The sequence below is a fragment of the Actinoallomurus acaciae genome (genome assembly GCF_042429965.1).
Lineage (GTDB): Bacteria > Actinomycetota > Actinomycetes > Streptosporangiales > Streptosporangiaceae > Actinoallomurus > Actinoallomurus acaciae.
Genome location: NZ_JBHLZP010000091.1, coordinates 1 through 22,746 on the forward strand (window position 1 = coordinate 1; position 22,746 = coordinate 22,746).

Here is a 22,746-nt window from a genome sequence, read left to right on the forward strand (position 1 = left end):
AGCGGATCGAAGCGATCATCTGGACCTTGAAGAACCAGCTCGGCCTCGAACGCCACAACGCCCGCACCACCGAAGGTCTATGGACACGCATATCCCAGCGAATTCTGGCCCTTAACGCCGCGATCTGGCACAACTGGCTCATCGGCGCACCCGTCAAACGATCACTGACCGCCTACGACCACTAACCACCAGCCCACACATTTCCCATCAACGATCTAGCTCGCGGCGTCCGTGTCGAAGGGGACGAGGAGTGAACGCAGCAGGCCGGCGAGGGTTCGGCGGTCGTCGTCGGTGAGAGAGCCGAGCAGGTCGCGTTCGCGGTCGATGAGGTCGGCGAAGGCGGCGTCGACGCGGGTACGGCCGGCGTCGGTCAGCCGTACGAGCACGCCGCGTTTGTCCTGGGGGTCGGGATTGCGGCTGACCAGCCCGGCGCTCTCCAGGCGGTCGATCCGGTTGGTCATCGTGCCGGAGGTGACGAGCGTGGCGCGCAGGAGACGGCCTGGGCTCAGCTCGTACGGTGGACCGGCGCGGCGCAGTGCGGTCAGCACGTCGAACTCCCACGACTCCATATCATGCGCGGCGAACACGGCCCGGCGCGCACGGTCGAGGTGCCGGGCGAGCCGCGACACCCGGCTGAGGACATGCAGGGGCTCGGTGTCGAGGTCTGGCCGCTCAGTGCGCCAGGCCGCGACCAGGCGATCGACCTCGTCCTCCATGTCGATCACTTTACCTGTCTTGACATCGAGATATCTAGCCGCGATGCTTTATCTCGATGTCAAGAGATATTTGGAACCCTCAGCAATATCGGGCGTACTCCTCTCACCGAGCGCGCCCCTTCTATGAGCTGCTCGCCCGGGTGGACGTCGAGGCCCCGGCGTACGTGGTCGACCTGGGCTGCGGCCCCGGCGAGCGTACGGCCGACCTGGCCGCCCGATGGCCGAACGCCGTCATCGAGGGCATCGACAGCTCCGAGCAGATGATCGCCGAAGCCCGACGCCTGTCGCTCGATCACCTCCAGCCCCCGCCCGGAGGAGAGTCGTCCGATGGGGAAGCGCCCAGCGGGCGAGCGTCCGGTGGAGAGCTGTCCGGTGGATTGGCGTCCGGTGAGGAAGCGTCCGGCGGGCGGGTGCCCGGTGGAGAGCTGTCTGGCGGGCGGGCGTCCGATGGGGAAGCGTCCGATGGATGGGCGTCCGGTGGCGAGCTGTCTGGTGGGCGGGTGTCCGGCGGGGAAGCGTCCGATGGGGCGTCCGGTGGCGAGCTGTCTGGTGGGCGGGTGTCCGGCGGGGAAGCGTCCGATGGGCGGGTGCCCGGCGGAGAGGTGTCGGGTGGACGGGCGTCCGGCGCAGAGCTGCCCGCTGGGGAGGCGTCCGGTGGGCAGGCTCCCGTCGGGGCGGTGCCTGGCGGATCGGTCGCGTTCTCGGTTGGGGACATCGCCGCGTGGGTGCCGTCGCGGCCTGTGGACGTGATCTTCTCCAACGCGGCCTTTCAGTGGGTGCCTGGACACCAGGACCTGCTGGCACGCTGGGTTGCGGGGTTGGCTCCCGGTGGGCGGCTGGCGTTCAGCATGCCCGGGAACTTTGAGCAGGACAGCCACCGCATCCTGCGGGAACTGTGTGAAACGCCCCGCTGGCGGGATCGGCTGGCCCGCGTCAACCGGCACAACGTCGTCAGTGAGCCTGCGGAGTACTTCCAGCTGCTCAGTGATCTCGGGTGCGAGGTCGACGCATGGGAGACGACCTACCTTCAGATTCTGCACGGGGACGACCCGGTGCTCGAATGGATGAAGGGCACGGCGCTGCGCCCGGCGTTCGACGTGTTGTCCCGCGAGGAAGAACGCGAGGAGTTCGTCGCGGAACTGTCGGCCCGGCTCCGTAAGGCGTACCCGCCCGGCCCGCACGGCACGATCTTCCCCTTCCGCCGGATCTTCGTCGTCGCGTCGGCGCTGCCCGCGCACGGGGAACCAGGCGGACGCGAGGAGCCGTCCGGGCGGGAAGAGCCGGAGTGATGACCCTGGTCGGGTCTCCTCGCCGCGCCGCCCGCACACGGGGAATCGTCCCTGTGAGAAGTCGTCCGGGCCGGGGGCTGGCGCGATGACCATGGTCGCCCGCACCAGAGAAACCGGCCACACGGGTGCCCGGCCGCGCACGGGGAACCGTCCGGACGCGAGGGGCGGTACCGGGTGGGCGGAGTCGGTGATGGTCCTGGTCGGGTTGCACCGTGTGCGGCTCGTGGTGCCCGGCCGTGTATGGGGAGCCGTGCGGATGTGAAGGGCGATCTGGATAGCGGGAGCCGGGTGTGATGGACCTGGTTGAGTTGCACCGCGTGCGGCGCCGTGCGGCTGTCGCTGCGGTCCGGGTCGGCCGACCTGGGCCGCGACGGGTTGCTGGTGGATGAGCCGATCGCGCGCTCGGCGCGGCTGGCGGTGGGTTCGACCGTCACCGCACGCTTCGCCGACGGCGGCTCGTGATGCCCGGCTGCGTACGGGGAGCCCCGGACGCGAGGAAGCCATCTGGGCAAGGGAGTTGGCGCGAGGGCCTGATGCGGCTTACCGGCGTGCGGCTCGCCATGCTGCCTGCGCGCGGGGAATTGTCCGGGCGGGAGGTCGTCTGGGTAAGGAGCTGGCGCGATGGTCAGGGCCGGGTTCCGTCACGTGTCGTTCGGGCAAGAGGGGCTGGCCGCATGGGGAGCCGTCTGGACGTGCGGGCCGGTCCAGGGCGGTCGGTGATGGTCCTGGTCGGGTTTTCGCGCGCGAGGCTCGCCGCCTGGCGCGGGGATTGTCCGTGCGGGAAGTCGTCTGGGTAGGGAGGCCGCCGCGATGGTCAGGGTCGGGTTTCGTCACATGTCGTCCGCGCAAGAGGGGGCGGTCGCGCGGGGAGTCGTCTGGACGTGCGGGGTGGTTCGGGTAGGGGAGTCGGTGTGAGGGCCCTGGCCGGGTTTCATCGCGTGTGGCCTGTGGGCGGAAAGGTGTCGGGGCGGCAGGGGGTGGCGTGGTGACGTTGGTCGGGCTTCACCATGTGCAGCTTGCCGCGCCGCCCGGTGTCGAGCAGGTCATGCGGGACTTCTACGCCGGGGTGCTCGGGCTCGCCGAACTGGCCAAGCCGCCCGTGTTGGCCGCTCGGGGTGGTGTGTGGTTCGGGGCGCCTGGCATCGAGATCCACATCGGTGTCGAGGAGGACTTCCGGCCGGCGCGTAAGGCGCATCCCGGCATTCTCGTGCGGGACCTCGATGTCATGGCCGGCCGGCTCCGGGCGGCAGGTCATGAGGTGCGGCCCGACGACCTGCTGCCCGGCTTTCGGCGTTTCTACGTCGACGACCCGGTCGGCAACCGGCTGGAGCTACTCCAGCCGGTCACCGGTGCGGGCGGCGAGCATCTCCCAGTCGGCCAGCACGTCGAGGAGAAGGCCGAGCACGCGACGTAACTCCTCGACGTGGCCGGCCTTGTGGCCGGCGCGCTCGAAGGCGTTGCCGTCGGCCGCGAGGTCCAGGACCGCGTCCTCGAGGCTCTCGGTGAACCGTCTCGCGCGGGAGTCCGCCGCGTTGTCGCGTGCCTGGCGGGACCGCTGCGTGTCGACGAAACGGTCCATCTCCGCCCAGTCGGCGTGCCGCCGACCGGGACCGGGGGCGCCGTGCCACATGTGCCGTCCTCTCCCTGGAATTCATGCGTCGCACGATAGGGGGAGGGTGTGACAGTACGGCTACGCTGAGTCAGGCGGTGCCCGGCTCGGGGCTCGTCCGGCGGGCGGCGCGGGCCGACTCCTTGGCCTCCTTCGCCGCTTCCTTCGCCGCCTCCTTGGCCTTGGCCTTGAGGTCCTTCTGGCGGGCCTTGTGGTCCGTGGTCAGGTACGGCTTGGGCTCCAGCCCGGACAGGCCGTTCCACGCGAGGTTGACCAGGTGGGCGGCGACCTCGTCGCGCTTGGGCTTTTGCACGTCCAGCCAGTAGGTCCCGGTCATGGCGACCATGCCGATGAGGGCCTGGGCGTACAGGGGCGCGGCCTTCGGGTCGTACCCCTTGTCCTTGAACTCGTCGCCGAGAATGTGCTCGACCTGGTTGGCGATGTCGCTCAGCAGGCTGGCGAACGTGCCCGTGGCCGACGCCGCGTGCGAGTCGCGGACGAGGATGCGGAAGCCCTGGCTGCTGTCTTCGATGTACTCCAGCAGGGCCAGTGCGGCGCGTTCGATCTTCTGCCGGGGATGTCCTCCGACGAGCGCCTTGGTGACCATGTCGAGGAGCTGTGCCATCTCGCGGTCGACCACGACGGCGTACAGGCCCTCCTTGCCGCCGAAGTGCTCGTACACGACGGGTTTGGAGACGCCGGCGACGGTGGCGATCTCTTCGATCGAGGTGCCGTCGAAGCCGCGGTCGGCGAAGAGGCCCCGGCCTATGTCGAGTAGCTGCTCCCGTCTCTCTTTGCCCGTCATGCGTTTGCGACGGGTCCTGGGGGGTTCGCTCACATCATCAATTGTGACGGTCACTCTTCACTCCTGGCCTGGCGGCTCGGGAACGGAGACGCCGGCGGTGCCGTACAGCCGGGGGATTTCCAAGATGAGCCCTGCTCACGGGATGCCGGAGGCACCTTGTGCGTGCGCCGGGCGGCCGCAACCGGCCGCCCGTCGCGGAGTCGGGCCGGTCGGCTCTGCCTACGATATCCGCTTCGCGGCGAGCCGCTCCGGGTTCGGCCACCGGACGTCCCAGGCCCAGCCGAGCTTCTCGAAGAGCCAGATCGTACGGGCGCTGCTGTCGAGCTGGCCGGGAAGCACCCCGTGCCGCGCGCAGGTCGGGTCGGCGTGGTGCAGGTTGTGCCACGACTCGCCGAACGACGGGATCGCCAGCCACCACACGTTGCGGGACTTGTCACGCGCCTCGAACTCCTCCTCGCCCATGGCGTGGCAGATGGAGTTGATGGACCACGTGACGTGGTGCAGGAGGCTGACCCGTACGAGCGCGCCCCAGAAGAAGCCGGTCAGGGCGCCCCACCAGGACATGGTCAGCAGGCCGCCGAGCGCGGCGGGCAGCAGCAGCGAGATGGCCACCAGGCCGGGGAAGAAGCGGCTGATCCGCCGCATGTCCTTGTCGGCCATCAGGTCGGGGCAGAACTTGCTCGGCGACGTACGGCGGCTGTCGAACAGCCAGCCCATGTGGGCCCAGATCAGGCCCTTGGTGAGGGCGCGCCAGTCGTTGCCGAAGCGCCAGGGCGAGTGCGGGTCGTTCTCCTGGTCGGAGTACTTGTGGTGGCGCCGGTGCACGGCCACCCAGTCGATCACGCTCATCTCGATGGACAGGCCACCGGCGATGGCCAAGGCGATGCGCAGCGGGCGCTTGGCCTTGAACGAGCCGTGGGTGAAGTGCCGGTGGTACCCGACGGTGACTCCGAGACCGGAGACGCCGTACATCACGAACATGATCGCCAGGTCGCTCCAGCCGAGCCCCCAGCCCCACGCGAACGGCACGGCCGCCACGACGGCGAGAAGCGGGACCGCGATGAAGACGCCCATAAGGACCTTCTCAAACGTGCCCTTGGGGTCGGGTTCGATTTCGGGTCTGGCCTGCGGCCGATCAGTGACGGACGGCGTTCCTGCCGGGGCTATGGTCATGCGGCTTCCTCCTGCCGGGTCGAGAACTTACGGCTACGCAACCGTAACCTACGGGGGCGTAGGTTAAGCAAGGTGCCCCGAGGAATTAGGCCAAACCTGTCGCGTAGGTCACACAGCGGTTACCGGGTAGCAAGATCACCTTTATCGGGCGCGGTGCCCCCTTTATCCGGCCTGCGTGGGGCCGATGGACCGGTATCGTGGACGATCGACCGTGGGACTCCGGACGCCGGAGCGCCCTGTACGGTCCGGCGTGGTGTAATCGGCAACACGGAGGGTTTTGGTCCCTTTGTTCCTGGTTCGAGTCCAGGCGCCGGAGCTGACGGTGACGTCCGTCGACCCCCCATGGCACTTTCGGTCAGGTGGAAAGGCCACCCCCAACCTGCGTGCCGGTCATCGCCCCAGCGGTATTCTTCGGGATGTCGGGCAGGAGACGGCCGGGCCGGCCGCCGCTGCCATCCGAAGGTCGCCTGACCCCGTAGAACGCCTCTGACGGGGACCGGCTCTCTGCCCCGACGCGTATCCGTCCGCAATGCCGAAGGGCCTCCATACGTGAGCGCGATCCGTCCGGCTGCTGTCATCGTCCTGGCCGCAGGCGAGGGCACGAGAATGAAATCCCGCAGGGTGCCGAAGGTCCTGCACGAACTCGGCGGGCGCACCATGGTGGGCCACGTCCTCGCGGCCTCGCGCGAACTCGATCCCGAGCGGCTCCTGGTCGTGGTCGGCCACGACCGGGACAAGGTGACCGCACACCTCGAGGCGGACTGGCCCGGGGCCCGGCCGGTGGTCCAGGAGCAGCAGAACGGCACCGGCCACGCCGTGCGCATGGTGCTGGAGGCCGTCGGCTCGATCGAGGGCACGGTGCTCGTGCTCAACGGCGACGCCCCCCTCCTGCGGGGCGACGTGCTCCACGAACTCCTGGCGGTGCACGAGGACGAGGGCAACGCCGCGACGATCCTGACCGCCGACCTGCCCGACCCGACCGGCTACGGGCGCATGATCCGCGCCGCCGACGGCTCGGTGAGCGCGATCGTCGAGGAGAAGGACGCCGACGCCGCCCAGCGTGCCATCACCGAGATCAACGTCGGCATGTACGCCTTCGACGGTGCCCTGCTCGGCGCCGCCCTCAAGCAGGTGACCACCGACAACGCGAAGGGCGAGGAGTACCTCACCGACGTCGTCACCATCCTCCGCGACTCGGGCCGCCGCGTCGGCGGCGCGCTGGACCGCCACTGGATCGGCCCCCTCGGCGTCAACGACCGGGTGCAGCTCGCCGAGGCCCGGCGGCTGCTCAACGACCGCGTCCTCGAGGCGCACATGCGCCAGGGCGTCACGGTCGTCGACCCGATGTCCACCTGGGTCGACGTCCAGGTGACGATCGAGCCGGACGCGGTGATCGAGCCGGGCACCCAGCTGCGGGGTGCCACGCACGTCGCGGCGGGGGCGCGGGTGGGCCCCGGCTGCACCATCACGGACACCACGGTCGGCGAGGACGCGGTCGTCGCGAACGCCGTCTGCGAGGGCGCCGAGATCGGCCCGGAGGTCAGCGTCGGGCCGTTCGCGTACCTGCGGCCGGGCACGAGGCTGGCCCGCGGGGCCAAGGCCGGCACGTACGTCGAGATGAAGAACGCCGTGGTGGGTGAGGGCACGAAGGTGCCGCACCTGACGTACGTCGGCGACGCCGAGATCGGCGCGGGTTCCAACATCGGCGCGGCCTGCGTCTTCGTGAACTACGACGGCGTCGAGAAGCGCAAGAGCGTCGTCGGGGATCACGTGAAGGTGGGCAGTGACAACATGCTCGTCGCGCCGGTGCGCATCGGCGACGGCGCCTACACGGCGGCCGGTTCGGTGATCACCGGTGACGTCCCCCCCGGCGCGATGGCCGTCGCCCGGGCCCGCCAGCGCAACGTCGAGGGGTGGGTCGAGCGCCGGCGTTCGGGCACTCCGTCCGCGGAGGCCGCACGACGCGCGCAAGAACGAGCAGAGCAAGGAGACTGACCTCGTGACCGGCATCAAAACGACGGGTGAGAAGAAGCTGATGCTCTTCTCCGGCCGTGCCTACCCCGAGCTGGCCGAGGAGGTGGCCGAGGCTCTCGGCGTCGAGCCGACCCCCACGTCGGCGTACGACTTCGCGAACGGCGAGACGTTCGTCCGCTTCAACGAGTCGGTCCGCGGGTCCGACGCGTTCGTCCTGCAGAGCCACACCGCGCCGATCAACCAGTGGATCATGGAACAGCTGATCATGGTGGACGCGCTGAAGCGCGCGTCGGCCAAGCGGATCACCGTGGTCGCCCCGTTCTTCGGGTACGCCCGGCAGGACAAGAAGCACCGCGGCCGTGAGCCGATCTCCGCACGGCTGATGGCGGACCTGTTCAAGACCGCGGGCGCCGACCGGCTGATGGCGGTCGACCTGCACACCGCGCAGATCCAGGGCTTCTTCGACGGCCCGGTGGACCATCTGTTCGCGCTGCCGCTCCTCACCGACTACATCAAGAACAAGCTCGACACCGACGGGGTGTCCGTCGTGGCGCCCGACGCCGGCCGGGTGCGCGTGGCCGAGCGGTGGAGCGACGAGCTCGGCGGTTGCCCGATGGCGATCATCCACAAGCGCCGCGACCCCGACGTGGCCAACGAGGTCAAGGTCTTCGACGTCGTCGGCGAGGTCGAGGGCCGTACGTGCGTGGTCGTCGATGACATGATCGACACCGGCGGCACGATCGTGAAGGCGTCCGAGGCGCTGTTCGAGGAGGGCGCGGCCCGTGTGGTCGTCGCCGCCACGCATGGCGTGCTGTCCGGCCCGGCGGTGGACAAGCTGAAGAACTCCCGGATCTCCGAGGTGGTCCTCACCAACACGCTGCCGATTCCGGACAACAAGCGGTTCGACAAGCTGACGGTGCTGTCGATCGCCCCGCTGATCGCCCGAGCGATCAACGAGGTGTTCAGTGACGGGTCCGTGACCAGCCTCTTCGGTGGCCACAGCTGACAACGATCGCCTCCCGGCACGAATGGGAAGGACGATCGGCTAGACTTGGTTGACCGTGTGCGTCCGACGCTGTGTCGCGCGGCCGACCAGACCCGGTCCGCGTGTCGCTCGGAGCACCGACATTTCGACTTATCCCGTCGACGTAGCACTGACTAGCTTGATCCAACGAGGAGTTTTGCCGTGTCCGAGGTACGCATCGCCGCCGAGCCCCGCACCGAATTCGGCAAGGGCCCCGCGCGGCGCACTCGCAGGGCCGGCAAGGTGCCCGCCGTCTTGTACGGCCACGGCACCGACCCCCGTCACATCACGCTGCCGGGCCACGAGCTGATGCTCGCGCTGAAGACCCCGAACGCGCTGCTGCGCCTGCAGGGGCTCGACGGTGGCGACGAGCTGGCTCTGCCCAAGGACGTCCAGCGTGACCCTCTGAAGGGCTTTCTGGAGCACGTGGACCTGCTCGTCGTCAAGCGCGGCGAGAAGGTCACCGTCGAGGTGCCGGTCCAGGTGACCGGTGACGTCGTGCCGGACGGCATGCTCGACCAGCAGCTCGTTCAGGTGTCGCTCGAGGCCGAGGCCACCCACATCCCGCAGGCGATCGAGGTCAACGTCGAGGGCATGGCCATCGGCGACCAGCTGCTCGCCAAGGACCTCCCGCTCCCGAGCGGTGCGACGCTCGACGCCGAGGAGGACACGCTCGTCCTCCACGTCATCGCCGCGCCGACCGCCGCGCAGCGGGAGGCCGAGCTCGGCGAGGGCGAGGCGGCCGAGGGTGAGGGCGCCGTCGAGGCCGAGGGCGAGGCAGAGGCCAAGTCCGAGGGTGGCGAGGAGTAAAAGCCGGGCCCCTGAGGCTCACGAGTGCGACGGGCGCCCCTGCGGGGGCGCCTTTCGCGTTTTCACCTGCGCGCGGGAGGAACGATGGCCTCGGATGAGCCGTGGCTCGTGGTCGGCCTGGGCAACCCGGGTCCGGGCTACGCCGGCAACCGGCACAACGTCGGCTTCATGGTGCTCGACGCCCTGGGCGGCACGGTCGGGGGCCGGTTCAAGTCCCACCGGGCCCGCGCCGACGTCGTCGAGGGGCGGCTCGCCGGCCGGCGCGTGGTGCTCGCCAAGCCGCGGTCGTACATGAACGAGTCCGGCGGGCCGGTCAAGGCCCTCTGCGACTTCTACAAGATCCCGCTGGAGCGGCTCGTCGTCGTCCACGACGAGCTCGACATCCCGTACGGCACCCTGCGCCTGAAGCGGGGCGGCGGCGACAACGGCCACAACGGCCTGCGCTCGATCACCAAAAGCCTGGGCGGGCGCGACTATCTGCGGGTACGGTTCGGCATCGGACGGCCTCCGGGCCGGATGGACGCCGCGGCGTTCGTCCTGCGCGACTTCTCCGCCGCCGAGCGCAAGGAACTGGACCTGAACACCGACCGTGCCGCGGACGCCGTCGAGGCGCTCCTCACGCAGGGCCTGGAGCGGGCCCAGAACGCCTTCCACGGCGAGCCCTGAGCCCACGGTGGGGTGGAGGTGGCCGAAGGTGGCGATGTCACCTCTCGCGGCGCAGGCGAACTCTAGGATATGTGCCACACCGAGAACGAATTCGTGAACCTCAGGTGGCTAACGAGCGTCATGGATCAGTACAGGTTGAAAGTGACGTTCGACGAGGGGTGAAATGGCGGTCGTCGAAGAGGCGCGGCCAAGGGCTCGGCCCGTGGGCGGAAGCAGGGAACAGGTCACGGCCTGGGCATCGCGCTATGCCCGTCAGGCATTCGGCCTCGACTTCCTCGCCGCGCTGCTCGGAGGCGTGATCGCCTTCATGATCCGGTTCCGCCTGCCCTCCTTCGGCGACCCCTGGAGCACTCCCTACATCGCGCTGAGCTTCGCCCTCCCGTTCCTGTGGACCGGCGCGCTCGCTCTCGCCCGGGGGTACGAACAGCCGATGTTCGGCGTGGGACCGGAGGAGTTCCGCCGGATCCTGCAGTCCGGCTTCGCCCTGACCGCGAGCGTCGCCATCCTGGCGTACGCCACGAAGATCGACGTGGCGCGCGGCTACGTGGTCGCCGCGCTGCCCCTCACCACCGGCTTCGACCTGTACGGCCGCTACCAGCTGCGCAAGCGGCTGCACCGGCGGCGCAAGGCCGGCCAGTACATGCGGCGCGTCGTGGTCGTCGGCCACCGGGCCGCCGTCGCCGACCTGATCCGCCAGCTCCGCCGCGAGCCCTTCCACGGCATGGAGATCGCCGCCGCGTGCCTGCCGACGATGCTCACCACGGGCGACGACGCCGTCACCGAGGTCGAAGGGGTGCCGGTCGTGGGCGACTTCACCGAGGTCGCGGCCGTGGTCGAGCGGCTCCGCGCCTGTACGGTCGCCGTGCTGGCCTGCCCCGAGCTCGACGGCGTGGCGCTGCGCAGGCTCGCCTGGCAGCTCGAGAAGGACGACGTGGACCTCGTCGTCGCGCCCGCGCTGATGGAGGTCGCCGGCCCCCGCACCACGATCCGCCCGGTGGCGGGCCTGCCACTCCTGCACGTCGAGCACCCGGAGCTGTCCGGCGGACGCCGCCTGGCCAAGAGCGCCTTCGACCGGGTCGGCGCCGGTCTCGCGCTCGCCCTCCTGTGTCCCGTGCTGGCCTGCATCGCGATCGCGATCCGCCTCGACAGCAGGGGCCCGGCGCTGTTCCGGCAGGTGCGGGTCGGCCGTGACGGCCGCGAGTTCACGGTGCTGAAGTTTCGCACGATGGTGCCGGACGCCGAGCGACGCAAGGCCGCCCTCGTGCAGTACAACGACCACGACGGCGTCCTGTTCAAGATCAGAAACGACCCGCGGATCACCCGTACGGGCGGGTGGCTGCGCCGATACTCCCTCGACGAGCTGCCCCAGCTGATCAACGTGCTGCGCGGCGACATGTCGCTCGTGGGCCCACGCCCTCCGCTGCCCGACGAGGTCGCCCAGTATGGTGACGACGTACGCCGGCGGCTCGTCGTACGCCCCGGCATGACCGGTCTGTGGCAGGTGAGCGGGCGTTCTGATCTATCGTGGGAGGAATCGGTCCGCCTGGACCTGCGTTATGTCGAGAACTGGTCCCTGACTCTCGACCTGCAGATCCTGTGGAAGACATGGTCCGCGGTGGCCCGAGGCTCCGGCGCCTACTGACGTAGAGAGAAGTACGTGACGCACGACGATCATGCCCTCGCCCGTGATCTCGCGACCGAGGCGGGTGCGCTGCTCCTCCGGCTGCGCTCCGACCGTGGTTTCGGTGACCTCAAGGCCCTCCGCGACGCCGGCGACCGTGAGTCCCACGTCTACCTGGTCGAAGCGCTCGCGCGGCAGCGCCCGGGCGACTCCGTGCTCAGCGAGGAGGGCAAGGACGAACTCTCCCGCCTCGACGCGGAGCGGGTGTGGATCGTCGACCCGCTCGACGGCACGCGAGAGTACGCCGAGGAGGGCCGCGGAGACTGGGCCGTCCACGTCGCGCTCTGGCAGCGCGGCGAGGACACGGACGGCGGGCTCACGGCGGGCGCGGTCGCGCTGCCGTCGCAGGGCCGTACGCTCTCGACCGCCGAGCCGATCGAGCTCGCGCCGGTCGACACCGGGCACATCCGGGTCGCGGTGAGCCGCAGCCGCCCGCCGGAGTTCACCACACGCCTCGCCGAGCACCTCGACGCCGAGGTCGAGCTCGTGCCGATCGGATCGGCCGGAGCGAAGGTCGCGGCGGTGCTGCTCGGCGACGTCGACGCCTACGTCCACGCCGGCGGACAGTACGAATGGGACTCCGCCGCCCCGGTCGCCGTCGCCCACGCGGTCGGCGCCCACGCCTCACGGATCGACGGGTCACCGCTGACCTACAACCGCGAGGACCCCCACCTGCCGGATATTCTGGTCTGCCACCCGGAACTGGCGCCAACGCTGCTCGCCGGCATCCGGGCGGTCCTGTAACGAACCGACCCGGGAGCGTTAACGCGATGCAGCGCAGCACAGCTGACGCCCGTGACTACCGGACGTCCCAGCTCGACGTACTCGAAGCGGAGTCGATCCACATCGTCCGCGAGGTCGCGGCCGAGTTCGAACGGCCCGTCCTGCTCTTCTCCGGCGGCAAGGACAGCATCGTCATGCTGCGCCTCGCCGAGAAGGCCTTCTGGCCGGCCCGGATCCCCTTCCCGGTGATGCACGTCGACACCGGCCACAACTTCCCCGAGGTCATCGAGTTCCGCGACCGCCGGGTGGCCGAGCTCGGCATCCGCCTCGTCGTCGCCTCGGTGCAGGAGTCGATCGACAAGGGCCGCGTCGTGGAGGAGACCGGACGGCGGGCCAGCCGCAACCGTCTGCAGACGACGACGCTGCTGGACGCGATCGAGGAGCACCGCTTCGACGCCGCCTTCGGCGGCGCGCGGCGCGACGAGGAGAAGGCGCGCGCCAAGGAGCGGGTCTTCTCCTTCCGCGACGACTTCGGCCAGTGGGACCCCAAGAACCAGCGGCCCGAGCTGTGGAGCCTGTACAACACCCGCATCCGCCAGGGTGAGCACATCCGCGTGTTCCCGCTGTCCAACTGGACCGAGCTGGACATCTGGGACTACATCAAGCGCGAGAGGCTGGAGATCCCCTCCATCTACTTCGCCCACAGCCGCACGGTGTTCGAACGCGACGGCATGCTCCTCGCGGACAGCCCGTACTCCAACCGCGGTGACGACGAACCGGCCTTCGAGGCGATGGTCCGCTACCGCACGGTCGGCGACATGAGCTGCACCGGCGCCGTCGAGTCGAGCGCGACCGCCCTCGACGAGGTGATCAGCGAGATCGCCGCGACGCGGATCACCGAGCGCGGCCAGACCCGCGCCGACGACCGTACGAGCGAGGCCGCCATGGAGGACCGCAAGCGCGAGGGGTACTTCTGATGAGCGTGAACCGATCCCTACGAGTGAGTGAGGACCAGTGAGCATGGACATTCTCCGGCTCGCCACGGCCGGGTCGGTGGACGACGGCAAATCGACGCTCATCGGGCGGCTGCTGTACGACTCCAAGTCGATCTTCGAGGACCAGATCGAGGCGGTCGAGCGCACCAGCCGCGACCGGGGCGAGGAGTCCCCCAACCTCGCGCTCCTCACCGACGGCCTGCGCGCCGAGCGCGAGCAGGGCATCACGATCGACGTGGCGTACCGCTACTTCGCCACGCCGCGGCGGAAGTTCATCATCGCCGACACCCCGGGGCACATCCAGTACACCCGGAACATGGTGACCGGAGCCTCGACGGCCGACCTCGCGATCATCTTGATCGACGCGCGGAAGGGCCTGCTGGAGCAGTCACGGCGCCACGCGTTCCTCACCACCCTGCTGCGCGTCCCGCACCTGGTGCTCGCGGTCAACAAGATGGACCTGATCGACTACGACCAGAAGACGTTCGAGCGGATCAAGGACGAGTTCACCGCGTTCGCGGCCAAGCTGTCGGTCGGCGACCTGACGTTCATCCCGATCTCCGCGCTGCACGGCGACAACGTGGTCGAGCGGTCGGCGAACACCCCCTGGTACGACGGGCCGTCGCTGCTGCACCACCTGGAGAACCTCCACATCGCCTCCGACCGCAACCTCATCGACGTGCGGTTCCCGGTGCAGTACGTCATCCGCCCCCAGGCCTCGACCGACCCCGAACTGCACGACTATCGCGGGTACGCCGGGCAGGTCGCGGGCGGCGTGCTCAAGCCGGGCGACGAGGTCATGCACCTGCCGTCGGGACTGACCACGCGGATCAAGCGGATCGACACCGCCGACGGACCGGTCGACGAGGCCTACCCGCCGATGTCGGTGACGCTGCTGCTCGATGACGACATCGACATCTCCCGCGGCGACATGATCTGCCGGCCGCACAACAAGCCCCAGGTCGCGCAGGACGTCGAGGCGATGATCTGCTGGATGTCCGACGAGCGGACCCTGACGCCGCGGACCAAGCTCATCATCAAGCACACGACCCGTACGGCCCGCGCGATGGTCCGCGACCTGCACTACCGGCTCGACGTGAACACCCTGCACCGCCACGAGGACGCCGAACGCCTGGAGCTCAACGAGATCGGCCGGGTCACGCTGCGGGTCACCCAGCCGCTGTTCGCCGACGCGTACGGCCGCAACCGCGACACCGGCGGTTTCATCCTGATCGACGAGGCGACGAACGCGACCGTCGCCGCCGGCATGATCATGGAGAGCCGCTGACATCCGCGTCTCTGGTCCGGCCCGCCCCGGTCGGCTATCCGCGGCCGGGCGGGAAGCCGCCGGTGGCGATCGGGCCCCACGTGTCGATGCCGATGCGGATCAGTGACTTGTTCTGGCGGCGCATCGCCTGGCGGTATTCGTCCCAGTCGGGATGCTCGCCGGCGATGCACCGGTAGTACTCGACGAAGTCCTCCTCCGCCGTCGGCATGTCGAGCACCTCGGCGCGGCCGTCGACCTGGACGTACGGGCCGTTCCAGTCGTCGGACAACACGCAGATCGAGACGCGCTCGTCGCGGCGGGCGTTGCGGGCCTTGGCGCGTTCGGGGTAGGTGGAGACCAGGATGCGGCCCTCGCCGTCGACGCCGCAGGACACCGGGGACAGCTGCGGGCGCCCGCTGGAGCGGGTCGTGGCGAGCAGCCCGTGGTGGCGCGGGCGAAGGAAGTCGAGCAGCGCGGCGCGGTCCACCTGGTCGGCGGTCGCGATCTTCGGGGACATCGAACCTCACCTTCCGCCGGAGCGACCGGCGGTCGACATCGTGGGACCTTTCGATCCTTCCACGCTGTCGTCGAGCCCGGGCCCGCGGGCGTGCATGGCCACGAGGTGGCGGCCCAGGGCGAGTACGGCGAGCAGCGCGACGAGTCCGCACACGCCCCACCATCCGGCCCGGCCGTAGGCGCGCGCGCCGAGCCAGGAGCCCGCGCCGCCGCCGAGGTAGGCGCAGGTCATGTAGGCGGTGTTGACCCTGCTCCTGGCCTCGGGCCGCAGAGCGTAGTTCCGTACCTGGTTGGCGACCATCCCGGACTGCATGGCGACGTCGAGCAGCAGCGAACCCGGCACGAGTGCCGCGAGGCCCGCCGCCCCGCCCGGGGCGCCGCCCGCGAGGACGAGAGCCGAGACGATGACGCCGACCATGCACACGAGGTTGACCACGTCGGGCCCGTGGCGGTCGGCCAGGCGTCCCGCGATCGGCGTGCAGGCCATGGTCCCGGCGTTGACCAGGGCCAGCGTCCCGACCGCCCGGATACCCAGGCCGTACGCCGGGCCGGTGAGCAGGAGCGCGACGCCGGTCCAGACGGCCGAGAATCCACCGAAGATCGTGGCCTGGTAGAAGCAGGAGCGGCGCAGCTCCGGCTCGGCGCGCAGGAGCCGCAGCGACTCGGCCAGCAGCGCCGGGTACCGCTGCCCCGACGGCGGGGACGTCGGCGGCAGCGCCCGGGCGATGGCCACCGCGAGGACCAGGGAGAGCGCGGCGGCCAGCAGGTACGGCGCCCGCCAGCCCAGCCACTCGCCCAAGGTCCCGCCGAGGGTGCGGGAGAGCAGCATGCCACCGATGGAGCCGCTCAGTAGGGTGCCGCTGACCACCCCGCGCCGGTCCTCGGGCACCAGGCCGGCCGCCATCGGGCCGATGATCGGCGCCACCACCGTCGCGAGGCCGATGAGAGCACTCGCACCGGCGAGAGGGGGCAGGGCCGGGGCGGCGCTCGCGCCGAGCAGCCCCAGCCCGGTGAGGCCGAGCAGGGCGACGATCAGCCGGCGGTGCGGAAGCCGGTCGCCGAGCGGGACGAGCAGGAAGATCCCGGTCGCGTAGCCGAACTGCGTCGCGGTCACGACCAGGGCGGCCGAGCCGGCGCCGATGTGCAGGCCGGCGGCGACCGACGGGCTGATCGCCTGAGGGAAGTAGACGTTGCCGACGGCCACTCCACAGGTGAGGGCGAGGAGCAGGATCATCCAGCGGTTCAGTGGCATGGGGGAAGTCCACGGCACCGGTGCCCGGCCGCCAATCGATGTAGCGTATGGCTTAATGATCAGTTTTGTCCTGGGCGTCGAGGACCTCGCCGACACCCGGTTCGCCCTCTCGCCCCTGCACGAGACCGTGCTCAGCCTCCGGGTGCTCCGCGATCCGAGCCTGTCCGCGCTGCACCTGCCGTGGCGGCGGTCCGTCCTCGGCGGCCTCGGCTCGCTCGACACGGACCTGCTGATGTCCCTGGTCGGCCCGCGCCGTACCCTGCCCGACTTCCTCACTCCGCGGCCGACCGTCTTCGCCGCCGCGTTCGAGGACGAGCTGGCCGTCGTACGCCGGACCGACCCTGACCTGGTCCGCCGCGATCTGTCGGCCGCGCACGCGCCGGATCCGGTCCCCGAGGCCCTGCGCGGGGCCACCGCCGACAACGCGTCCGTCGCGGCGCTCCGCGACGCCATCTGCGCGCTCTTGCGGCGGTACTGGGAGCTGGCCATCGAGCCCGCCTGGCCCCGGATGCGGCTCGTGCTGGAGGCCGACATGACCTACCGCGCTCGGCGGCTGGCGCTCGGCGGCGCGCGGCTGCTGTTCGCCGACATGCACCCGAACCTGCGCTGGGACGACGGAGTGCTGCACATCGACAAGATGATCAGCCGGCACCGGGTCACGGCCGCGGGACGAGGCCTGCTGCTCGTGCCGTCCGTGTTCTCCCACCAGCCCGCGCCGCCGGTGAGCCCCGAGGAGCCGCCGATGCTGGCCTACCCCAGCCGCGGCGTGGCGACCCTGTGGGCCGCGCCGCCCGCCGCCGCCGAGACCGCCCTCGCCTCGCTCATCGGGCCGCCGCGAGCGCGGCTGCTCGGGCTGCTCGAAGAGCCGCTGCCCACGGTGGAGATCGCCCGTCGGCTCCGCGTCACCCCGAGCGCCGTGTCCCAGCACCTGCGCGTGCTGTACGCCACGGGCCTGGTCACCCGGGCCCGTGACGGACGGCAGGTCCTGTACCGGCGCAGCGAGCTCGGCGACCGGCTGGCCGCCCGGTGACGATCGCCACCGGGCGGTCGTGACGCGATCAGCGCAGCGAGCGGAAGAGGGTGCGCAGGTCCCCGGCGAGGAGCGTGGGCTCCTCCACCGGCATGAAGTGGCCGCCCACCGTCGGGCCGCGCCACTGCCGCAGATCGGTGAGGCCGCGCTCGGCGAGTGAGCGCGGCATGTCACGCAGCACCGGCCCGGCGCTCAGCGTGACTCCTGCGGGCACCGTGACGACGGGCCGGGGAGGGCTCAGCGGCCAGTCGTAGTACTGGCGGAACGGCGAACCGATCGTGCCGGTCGCCCAGTACAGCGTGAGGACCGTCAGGATGTCGTCCCGGTCGAACCGGCTCTCCAGATCGCCGCCGCAGTCGCTCCAGGCACGCAGCTCGTCCACGATCCAGGCGGCCAGCCCGGCGGGGGGAGTCCTGCAGCGCGGCCGCGATGGTGTCCGGACGGACCCGAGCTCTTCGGTCATCAGCGTGTGCCAGGTCTCCGCGATCGTCTGACGGGTCACGAGTCCTCCCGCGCCGGAGGGAGCGACCGCGGGGTCCGTGCCCTCGGCTTCCTCGCTTCGCCCGGTCATGGGCCGCCGTGGCGGCAGCTCGGAGAACAGGAAACCGGGCGGCGAGGGGATGACCACGTCGAACGCGTCGGCCGGGTCGCCGCCGAAGCGTGCCGGGTCGGTCAGCAGCGGCACGAGCGGCAGCATCTCCACGAAGCTGCTCGGCCAGCCGTGCGTCAGGATGAGGGGCAGCGCGGGCCGCCCGCCCGCCGCGCGTACGTGCACGAAGTGGATGCGCTGCCCGTCGATGTCGGCCAGGTGGTGGGGCAGGCGGTTGAGCTCGTCCTCGGCCTTGCGCCGGTCGAAGCCGCCGGCCCAGTGGTCCAGCAGCGACCGCAGGTAGGCCGGGTCGGTGCCCGCCGCCCACGGCTCGGCGCTGGAGGCGGGGGTGAAGCGCGTACGGCGGATGCGGTAACGCAGGTCCGCGAGCATGCCATGAATGTCCGAACGGCCGCGAGCCGGCGATCGGCCCGCGGCCCACGTGGTCAGAACGCCGCGGGAGCGCTCGGGCCCGGACCGCCGGAGGAACCCTGCTTGCGGCGCCAGAGGAAGAAGCCGCCGATGGCCAGGACGAGCACGACGACGACGCCGACGATGCCGTAGAGCACGCCGTTGCCGCCGGAGTCCTTCTTGGCCGCGGCGACCGGCGTGGTGCTGGGCTGCTCGGTCGTGCCTCCGGCCGACGCCTCCGTGCTGGGCCGCGTGGTGGTCTGCTTCCGCTTCGTGACGGCCGGGTGCTTGCCGCTCATGAGGTCGAGGAAGGTCAGCACCTCGGACTGAGGGTTGCCCGCCGTCTTGGCGCGGGAGAGCAATCCGTTGACCTTGGAGCTCGGCAGGCTGTTGGAGAAGGCCTGCAGACGGGTGCCGGTGAGGATGACGTAGGTGCGGTTCGGCTCCTGCCTCAGGCGGCTGATCACCGGCGCGGTCGCGGTGCCGGCGGGCAGGACGACGACACCCGCGCGGCCCGCGTCCTCGATGGCGGCGCGCAGCTTGTCGAGGTCGGCGTCGGACTTCAGGTAGGAGGCGCTGGAGTCGACGTAGTAGCCGTCCTCGGAGACGGACTCCGCGACGAGCTCGGGATCGATGCTCACGGCCCGGGCGGGTACGGCGTGCCAGCTCACGAGGAGCATGAGGGCGGCCGCCAGCACGGCGGGCAACAGGGCGCGGCGTACGCGGATGTCCATAGGGGGGTCAACTCCTGGTCTGTTCTGCGGCAGGGATGAGCTTAGCGATGCTTTGACCCGAAGGATGTGCGGAGCGGAATCCCGCCGTCGCACGGATACGCTGTGCGGACCCCGACCCCGCGCCGCGGACCGGGCGATCAGCGCGACGATCCTTGGAGACTTCTTGATGGCGGGCACTACCGGTCCTCGCGTCCTGTTCATCGGCGGGCTGGGGCGAAGCGGCTCCACGCTGCTCGAACGGATCCTGTGCGAGCTCCCGGGCGTCTGCGGGATGGGGGAGATCGTCCATCTGTGGCAGCGCGGGCTGGTCGACGACGAGCGATGCGGCTGCGGCGAGCCGTTCTCCCGGTGCGAGTTCTGGCGACGCGTCGGGGACGCCGCTTTCGGCGGCTGGCCGAAGATGGACATCGCGGCGTTTCAGGAGCTGAAGGCCTCGGTCGACCGGACCCGTTTCGTCCCCCTGCTGGCCGGGCCGGTCCTCGGCGCGGCACTGCGGCGGCGGGTGGTCGAACACGATGACGTGTACCGGCGTCTGTACGAGGCCGTCCAGGCCGTGAGCGGGTGCGACGTCGTGGTGGACTCGAGCAAGCACGTCTCCCTCGCCTCCTGCCTGCGCTGGTCCGAGGCCATCGACCTGCGTGTCCTGCACGTCGTGCGGGACGCGCGCGCGGTGGCCTACTCATGGTCCAAGACCGTCGCCCGGCCCGAGGCGGTCGAGGGGTCGGCCGAGGGCGCGTACATGGCCCGCTGGCCCGCCGGGAAGACCGCTCTGCACTGGGACGCGCAGAACCTCGGGTTCGGGGCGCTGGCCCGGCGGGGCGTTCCGACGCTCCGCGTGCGCTATGAGGACTTCATGCGCGCGCCCGCCGAGACCGTGCGCGAGATCGCGGTCTTCGCCGGCCTGGAGGCGACGGTCTCGCTGCCCTTCGACGGCGACACGGCCGTACGCCTCAGCCCGAACCATCAGGTGGCCGGCAACCCGATGAGGTTCCGCACCGGCCGGGTCGAGCTGCGCGCGGACGAGGCGTGGCGGACGGAGCTGAACGGGACCCGGCGGCGGCTGGTGACCGGGCTGACCCTGCCCCTGCTGGCCCGCTACGGCTATTTCGCCGACCGCGCCGGCGCGTGACGCGCCGACCGCCGGCGGATGCCGACGGTGACCAGGCCGGCCACGACGGCCGCGATCGCGACCGTGGCGACGAGCACGTACGGCGACCGTGAGCGCCGGCGCCCGGCCAGGCAGTCGCCGATGTCGCAGGCCGACCGTGCGGCGAACAGCGGGGTCGTCGCCATCGCCCGCCAGGCGGCCTGCGCGTCCGGTGACGTGCGGTTGTCGAAGTCGCACGTCGTTCCCGCCATCACGTGGGTGAACCGATCGTCCCAGTGCAGGACGGCGCGGTACTGCCGGTAGGCGGGGGTGGCGAGCAGGCGGGTCATGTTCTGCATCCACTGGGCCTTGTGGCCGGGCCGGGTCCCGTCCTCCACCGTGCCCCATTCGAGCAGCATGAGGCCCTTGCCCGGGTGCCGTAGGCCGAACCGCCGCTGTGGTTCGAGCAGCTCCGCGGGGCCCTGCCACACGCCGGAGGAGGAGTGGCAGGTGTTCCAGTTGTAGGTGTCGGCCCCGATGTCGTCGACGTAGGCGTCACCCGGGTAGTAGGTGTCGGCGCGGGTCAGGCCGTTGCCCGCGTTCGCGCCGAACGCCGGGCCGGTCAGGGTCCACACGTAGCGGGCGTTGCGCACCCCGGCGGCGCGGTAGGTGCCGACGAGATGGCGCCAGGCCGCGATGAAGTCCGCCGGCGTGCCCATCGGGCGCGAGGTCTTGGCGTCGGGCTCGTGGTTGAACACCACGTACACGATCGCGCCGAAGTGCTTGATCTGGGCCGCCTGCCGGAGCATGTCCTTCTGCAGCGGGCTGCCCGGCCGCGCGGAGGCGATGTCGCGCCAGCTGATCAGTGCGCCGTTCGTACGCCGCGACTTGATCGACAGGAACACGACGTGGCCGGTCTTCTTCGCCCACTGCTGGTCGGCGGTGAAGAGCGACTCGCCCCAGCGCCGGAACACGCGCATGCCCGTCAGACGGTGGCCCGCCTCCTTCTCCCGCTGCTGGACCTCCTGCCGCGTCTGCGCGACGGTCCCCAGGATGAGGCGGTGGCCACCGGTCGGAGGTGCCGCGAACAGGTTGCCGGCGAGCACCACCAGGGCGACCGCCGATCTCATGCCCGCGCGGGAGCGGGCGGATGCGATGCGGCGTGCCACCCGCGTGGCCGCGAACGGCATGGATCAGGCATTGTCGGTTACCCCCCGGTGGTGCCGGCGCCCCGGCACGAGTGCGGCGAACGCGGTGAGCGCGAGACGGTCGCGCTGCGCCCACAGTAGCCCGGCATAGCAGCCGGCTCCCAGGACCAGGCCCACCAGCGTGGCGGGCGTGCCGAACGCCAGCCGGGCCAGCATCGGCAGCGCGCCGAAGCAGATCAGCGCGGATGAGACCGCCAGGCCGAGGCCGGCCCCCGACGGAGTCATCCGGAAGAGCCGGGAGACCTGCGCCAGCATCAGGATGTTGCGCACCGCCAGCGCGGCGGCCCAGGCGATCGCGGCGCCGGTGATACCCAGCCAGGGGATGAGCAGGGCGTCCAGCGCCAGGTCCACGACCAGGGCGGCGACGCTGTTGACGAGGCTCAGCCCGCTGCGCCCGGCCATCAGCAGCATGACGTCGACCGGGCCGGTGCCCGTGGCGAGCAGCATGGCCAGCGCGAGGATGACCGTCGCGAACTGTCCGCTGCCCGAGTAGCCGGACCCGAACAGGGACAGGTAGATCGGGGCCGCGGACGCCACCGAGAGATGGACCGGCCAGGTGAGCGCGACCGTCCATGTCGTGCAGCCGGCGAAGACCCGGGACGTGGCCTCCCGGTCATCGAGGGCGATCAGGCGGCTGACCGCCGGCTGCATGGCCTGCTGCACGGCCTGGGTGCCGAGCTGCCCGATCACCATGAACCGGGTGGCCGCGGTGTAGATCGCGGCGTCCCGCGGGGACGCCAGCGCGGCGATGAGCACGATGTCGGCGCGTTGCAGCGCCGTCTGGCATATCTGCGCGACCGCCCGCGGAGCGGTGTAGCGCCAGAACTGCCGCGCCAGCGCCCGGGTGTCCGCCGGACCGTGCCGCAGGCGGGACGCGATGCGCCGGTACCAGACCACGGCGACGACCAGCCCGATCAGGTACGGAAGGGCCCAGGCGAGCGCGAGGCCGACCGGATCGGTGGTGAACAGGGACGCGGCCAGCACCCCGCCGACCTGCGCCACCTGGCGGAATATCTTCTCGATCGCCACGGTGGGCCGCATCGTGCCGTGGGCGCGGGTCGCGGCGAGCACGGCGTCGTGCGCGGCGGCGATCGGCAGGAAGACCGCCAGAACCCGCAGCATCGGCACGATCCGGCCGCCGCCCCGCGCGCCGGCCATCGCCGGACCGGCCAGGGTCTGGCCGAGCG

General features: G+C 70.8%; 23 protein-coding genes, 1 tRNA gene and 1 pseudogene. 15 read left to right on the plus strand and 10 right to left on the minus strand.

Annotation, left to right across the window (positions count from 1 at the left end; genetic code table 11):
* Positions 1-185, plus strand: a pseudogene (locus ACFFNX_RS14880) (IS982 family transposase); the annotation flags it as partial.
* A 30-nt stretch (positions 186-215) separates the two neighbouring features.
* On the opposite strand, the gene ACFFNX_RS14885 reads toward ACFFNX_RS14880, so the two are convergent.
* Complete coding sequence (locus ACFFNX_RS14885) at positions 216-716, minus strand: MarR family winged helix-turn-helix transcriptional regulator (RefSeq protein WP_378201193.1); 501 nt, start codon at positions 714-716, stop codon at positions 216-218.
* A gap of 56 nt (positions 717-772) precedes the next feature.
* On the opposite strand from ACFFNX_RS14885, the gene ACFFNX_RS14890 reads away from it, so the two are divergent.
* The 3 genes from ACFFNX_RS14890 (at position 773) to ACFFNX_RS14900 (ending at position 3,419) form a co-directional block, all read left to right on the plus strand.
* Positions 773-2,005, plus strand: coding sequence for a methyltransferase domain-containing protein (locus tag ACFFNX_RS14890; protein WP_378201196.1), 1,233 nt, complete (start codon positions 773-775; stop codon positions 2,003-2,005).
* Between the two features lie 303 nt (positions 2,006-2,308).
* Positions 2,309-2,467 carry a hypothetical protein gene (locus tag ACFFNX_RS14895; protein WP_378201199.1) on the plus strand — a complete coding sequence of 53 codons (159 nt, stop codon included), beginning with the start codon at positions 2,309-2,311 and terminating at the stop codon, positions 2,465-2,467.
* A 523-nt stretch (positions 2,468-2,990) separates the two neighbouring features.
* A complete protein-coding gene (locus ACFFNX_RS14900) occupies positions 2,991-3,419 on the plus strand; it encodes a VOC family protein (protein WP_378201202.1) in 429 nt (142 codons plus the stop codon).
* Here ACFFNX_RS14900 and ACFFNX_RS14905 read toward each other — a convergent pair.
* The 3 genes from ACFFNX_RS14905 to ACFFNX_RS14915 all read right to left on the minus strand — a co-directional run bounded on the left by ACFFNX_RS14905 (position 3,336) and on the right by ACFFNX_RS14915 (position 5,592).
* Complete coding sequence (locus ACFFNX_RS14905; protein ID WP_378201205.1) at positions 3,336-3,635, minus strand: hypothetical protein; 300 nt, start codon at positions 3,633-3,635, stop codon at positions 3,336-3,338. The two genes, ACFFNX_RS14900 and ACFFNX_RS14905, sit on opposite strands and share 84 nt — an antisense overlap.
* 70 nt (positions 3,636-3,705) lie before the next feature.
* Positions 3,706-4,419, minus strand: a complete 714-nt coding sequence (locus tag ACFFNX_RS14910) for a TetR/AcrR family transcriptional regulator (protein WP_378201208.1) — start codon at positions 4,417-4,419, stop codon at positions 3,706-3,708.
* Positions 4,420-4,638: 219 nt separating this feature from the next.
* On the minus strand, positions 4,639-5,592 hold the full coding sequence (locus ACFFNX_RS14915; RefSeq protein WP_378201211.1) for an acyl-CoA desaturase: 954 nt from the start codon (positions 5,590-5,592) through the stop codon (positions 4,639-4,641).
* A gap of 244 nt (positions 5,593-5,836) precedes the next feature.
* Between ACFFNX_RS14915 and ACFFNX_RS14920 the strand changes: the two genes are divergently transcribed.
* From ACFFNX_RS14920 to cysN, 9 genes are all read left to right on the plus strand, one after another.
* A tRNA-Gln gene (locus tag ACFFNX_RS14920) sits at positions 5,837-5,908 on the plus strand.
* Positions 5,909-6,141: 233 nt separating this feature from the next.
* The gene (glmU, locus tag ACFFNX_RS14925; RefSeq protein ID WP_378201214.1) at positions 6,142-7,587 is read left to right on the plus strand and encodes a bifunctional UDP-N-acetylglucosamine diphosphorylase/glucosamine-1-phosphate N-acetyltransferase GlmU; all 1,446 of its coding nucleotides are present in this window, start codon (positions 6,142-6,144) and stop codon (positions 7,585-7,587) included.
* A 4-nt stretch (positions 7,588-7,591) separates the two neighbouring features.
* Positions 7,592-8,572 carry a ribose-phosphate diphosphokinase gene (locus ACFFNX_RS14930; RefSeq protein ID WP_378201217.1) on the plus strand — a complete coding sequence of 327 codons (981 nt, stop codon included), beginning with the start codon at positions 7,592-7,594 and terminating at the stop codon, positions 8,570-8,572.
* A 180-nt stretch (positions 8,573-8,752) separates the two neighbouring features.
* Positions 8,753-9,400 carry a 50S ribosomal protein L25/general stress protein Ctc gene (locus ACFFNX_RS14935; protein WP_378201220.1) on the plus strand — a complete coding sequence of 216 codons (648 nt, stop codon included), beginning with the start codon at positions 8,753-8,755 and terminating at the stop codon, positions 9,398-9,400.
* Positions 9,401-9,484: 84 nt separating this feature from the next.
* The gene (pth, locus tag ACFFNX_RS14940; RefSeq protein WP_378201223.1) at positions 9,485-10,066 is read left to right on the plus strand and encodes an aminoacyl-tRNA hydrolase; all 582 of its coding nucleotides are present in this window, start codon (positions 9,485-9,487) and stop codon (positions 10,064-10,066) included.
* 163 nt (positions 10,067-10,229) lie between these two features.
* Complete coding sequence (locus ACFFNX_RS14945) at positions 10,230-11,708, plus strand: sugar transferase (RefSeq protein WP_378201226.1); 1,479 nt, start codon at positions 10,230-10,232, stop codon at positions 11,706-11,708.
* A 15-nt stretch (positions 11,709-11,723) separates the two neighbouring features.
* Entirely contained in the window at positions 11,724-12,491 is a 768-nt protein-coding gene (locus tag ACFFNX_RS14950; RefSeq protein ID WP_378201229.1) for a 3'(2'),5'-bisphosphate nucleotidase CysQ, read from the plus strand.
* 26 nt (positions 12,492-12,517) lie between these two features.
* Complete coding sequence (cysD, locus tag ACFFNX_RS14955; RefSeq protein ID WP_378201232.1) at positions 12,518-13,447, plus strand: sulfate adenylyltransferase subunit CysD; 930 nt, start codon at positions 12,518-12,520, stop codon at positions 13,445-13,447.
* A 37-nt stretch (positions 13,448-13,484) separates the two neighbouring features.
* Positions 13,485-14,753, plus strand: a complete 1,269-nt coding sequence (cysN, locus tag ACFFNX_RS14960) for a sulfate adenylyltransferase subunit CysN (protein ID WP_378201235.1) — start codon at positions 13,485-13,487, stop codon at positions 14,751-14,753.
* 34 nt (positions 14,754-14,787) lie between these two features.
* Here cysN and ACFFNX_RS14965 read toward each other — a convergent pair whose 3' ends face one another.
* Positions 14,788-15,249 carry a PPOX class F420-dependent oxidoreductase gene (locus ACFFNX_RS14965; protein ID WP_378201238.1) on the minus strand — a complete coding sequence of 154 codons (462 nt, stop codon included), beginning with the start codon at positions 15,247-15,249 and terminating at the stop codon, positions 14,788-14,790.
* A 6-nt stretch (positions 15,250-15,255) separates the two neighbouring features.
* Positions 15,256-16,500, minus strand: a complete 1,245-nt coding sequence (locus ACFFNX_RS14970; RefSeq protein ID WP_378201241.1) for an MFS transporter — start codon at positions 16,498-16,500, stop codon at positions 15,256-15,258.
* Between the two features lie 55 nt (positions 16,501-16,555).
* Here ACFFNX_RS14970 and ACFFNX_RS14975 point away from each other — a divergent pair, with 55 nt between their 5' ends.
* On the plus strand, positions 16,556-17,530 hold the full coding sequence (locus ACFFNX_RS14975; protein ID WP_378201244.1) for an ArsR/SmtB family transcription factor: 975 nt from the start codon (positions 16,556-16,558) through the stop codon (positions 17,528-17,530).
* A gap of 28 nt (positions 17,531-17,558) precedes the next feature.
* Here the strand turns inward: ACFFNX_RS14975 and ACFFNX_RS14980 are convergent, their stop codons facing one another.
* Entirely contained in the window at positions 17,559-18,512 is a 954-nt protein-coding gene (locus tag ACFFNX_RS14980) for an epoxide hydrolase N-terminal domain-containing protein (protein WP_378201247.1), read from the minus strand.
* A gap of 53 nt (positions 18,513-18,565) precedes the next feature.
* Positions 18,566-19,264 (minus strand): hypothetical protein, encoded by a 699-nt coding sequence (locus ACFFNX_RS14985; RefSeq protein ID WP_378201250.1) that lies wholly within the window; start codon positions 19,262-19,264, stop codon positions 18,566-18,568.
* 166 nt (positions 19,265-19,430) lie between these two features.
* Between ACFFNX_RS14985 and ACFFNX_RS14990 the strand changes: the two genes are divergently transcribed.
* Positions 19,431-20,393, plus strand: a complete 963-nt coding sequence (locus ACFFNX_RS14990) for a sulfotransferase domain-containing protein (RefSeq protein ID WP_378201253.1) — start codon at positions 19,431-19,433, stop codon at positions 20,391-20,393.
* Here the strand turns inward: ACFFNX_RS14990 and ACFFNX_RS14995 are convergent.
* Complete coding sequence (locus ACFFNX_RS14995) at positions 20,366-21,541, minus strand: glycoside hydrolase family 26 protein (protein WP_378201256.1); 1,176 nt, start codon at positions 21,539-21,541, stop codon at positions 20,366-20,368. The genes ACFFNX_RS14990 and ACFFNX_RS14995 overlap by 28 nt on opposite strands.
* 3 nt (positions 21,542-21,544) lie before the next feature.
* Positions 21,545-22,746, minus strand: a 1,202-nt coding sequence (locus ACFFNX_RS15000; protein WP_378201259.1) for an oligosaccharide flippase family protein, incomplete at its 5' end; no start/stop codon positions are given.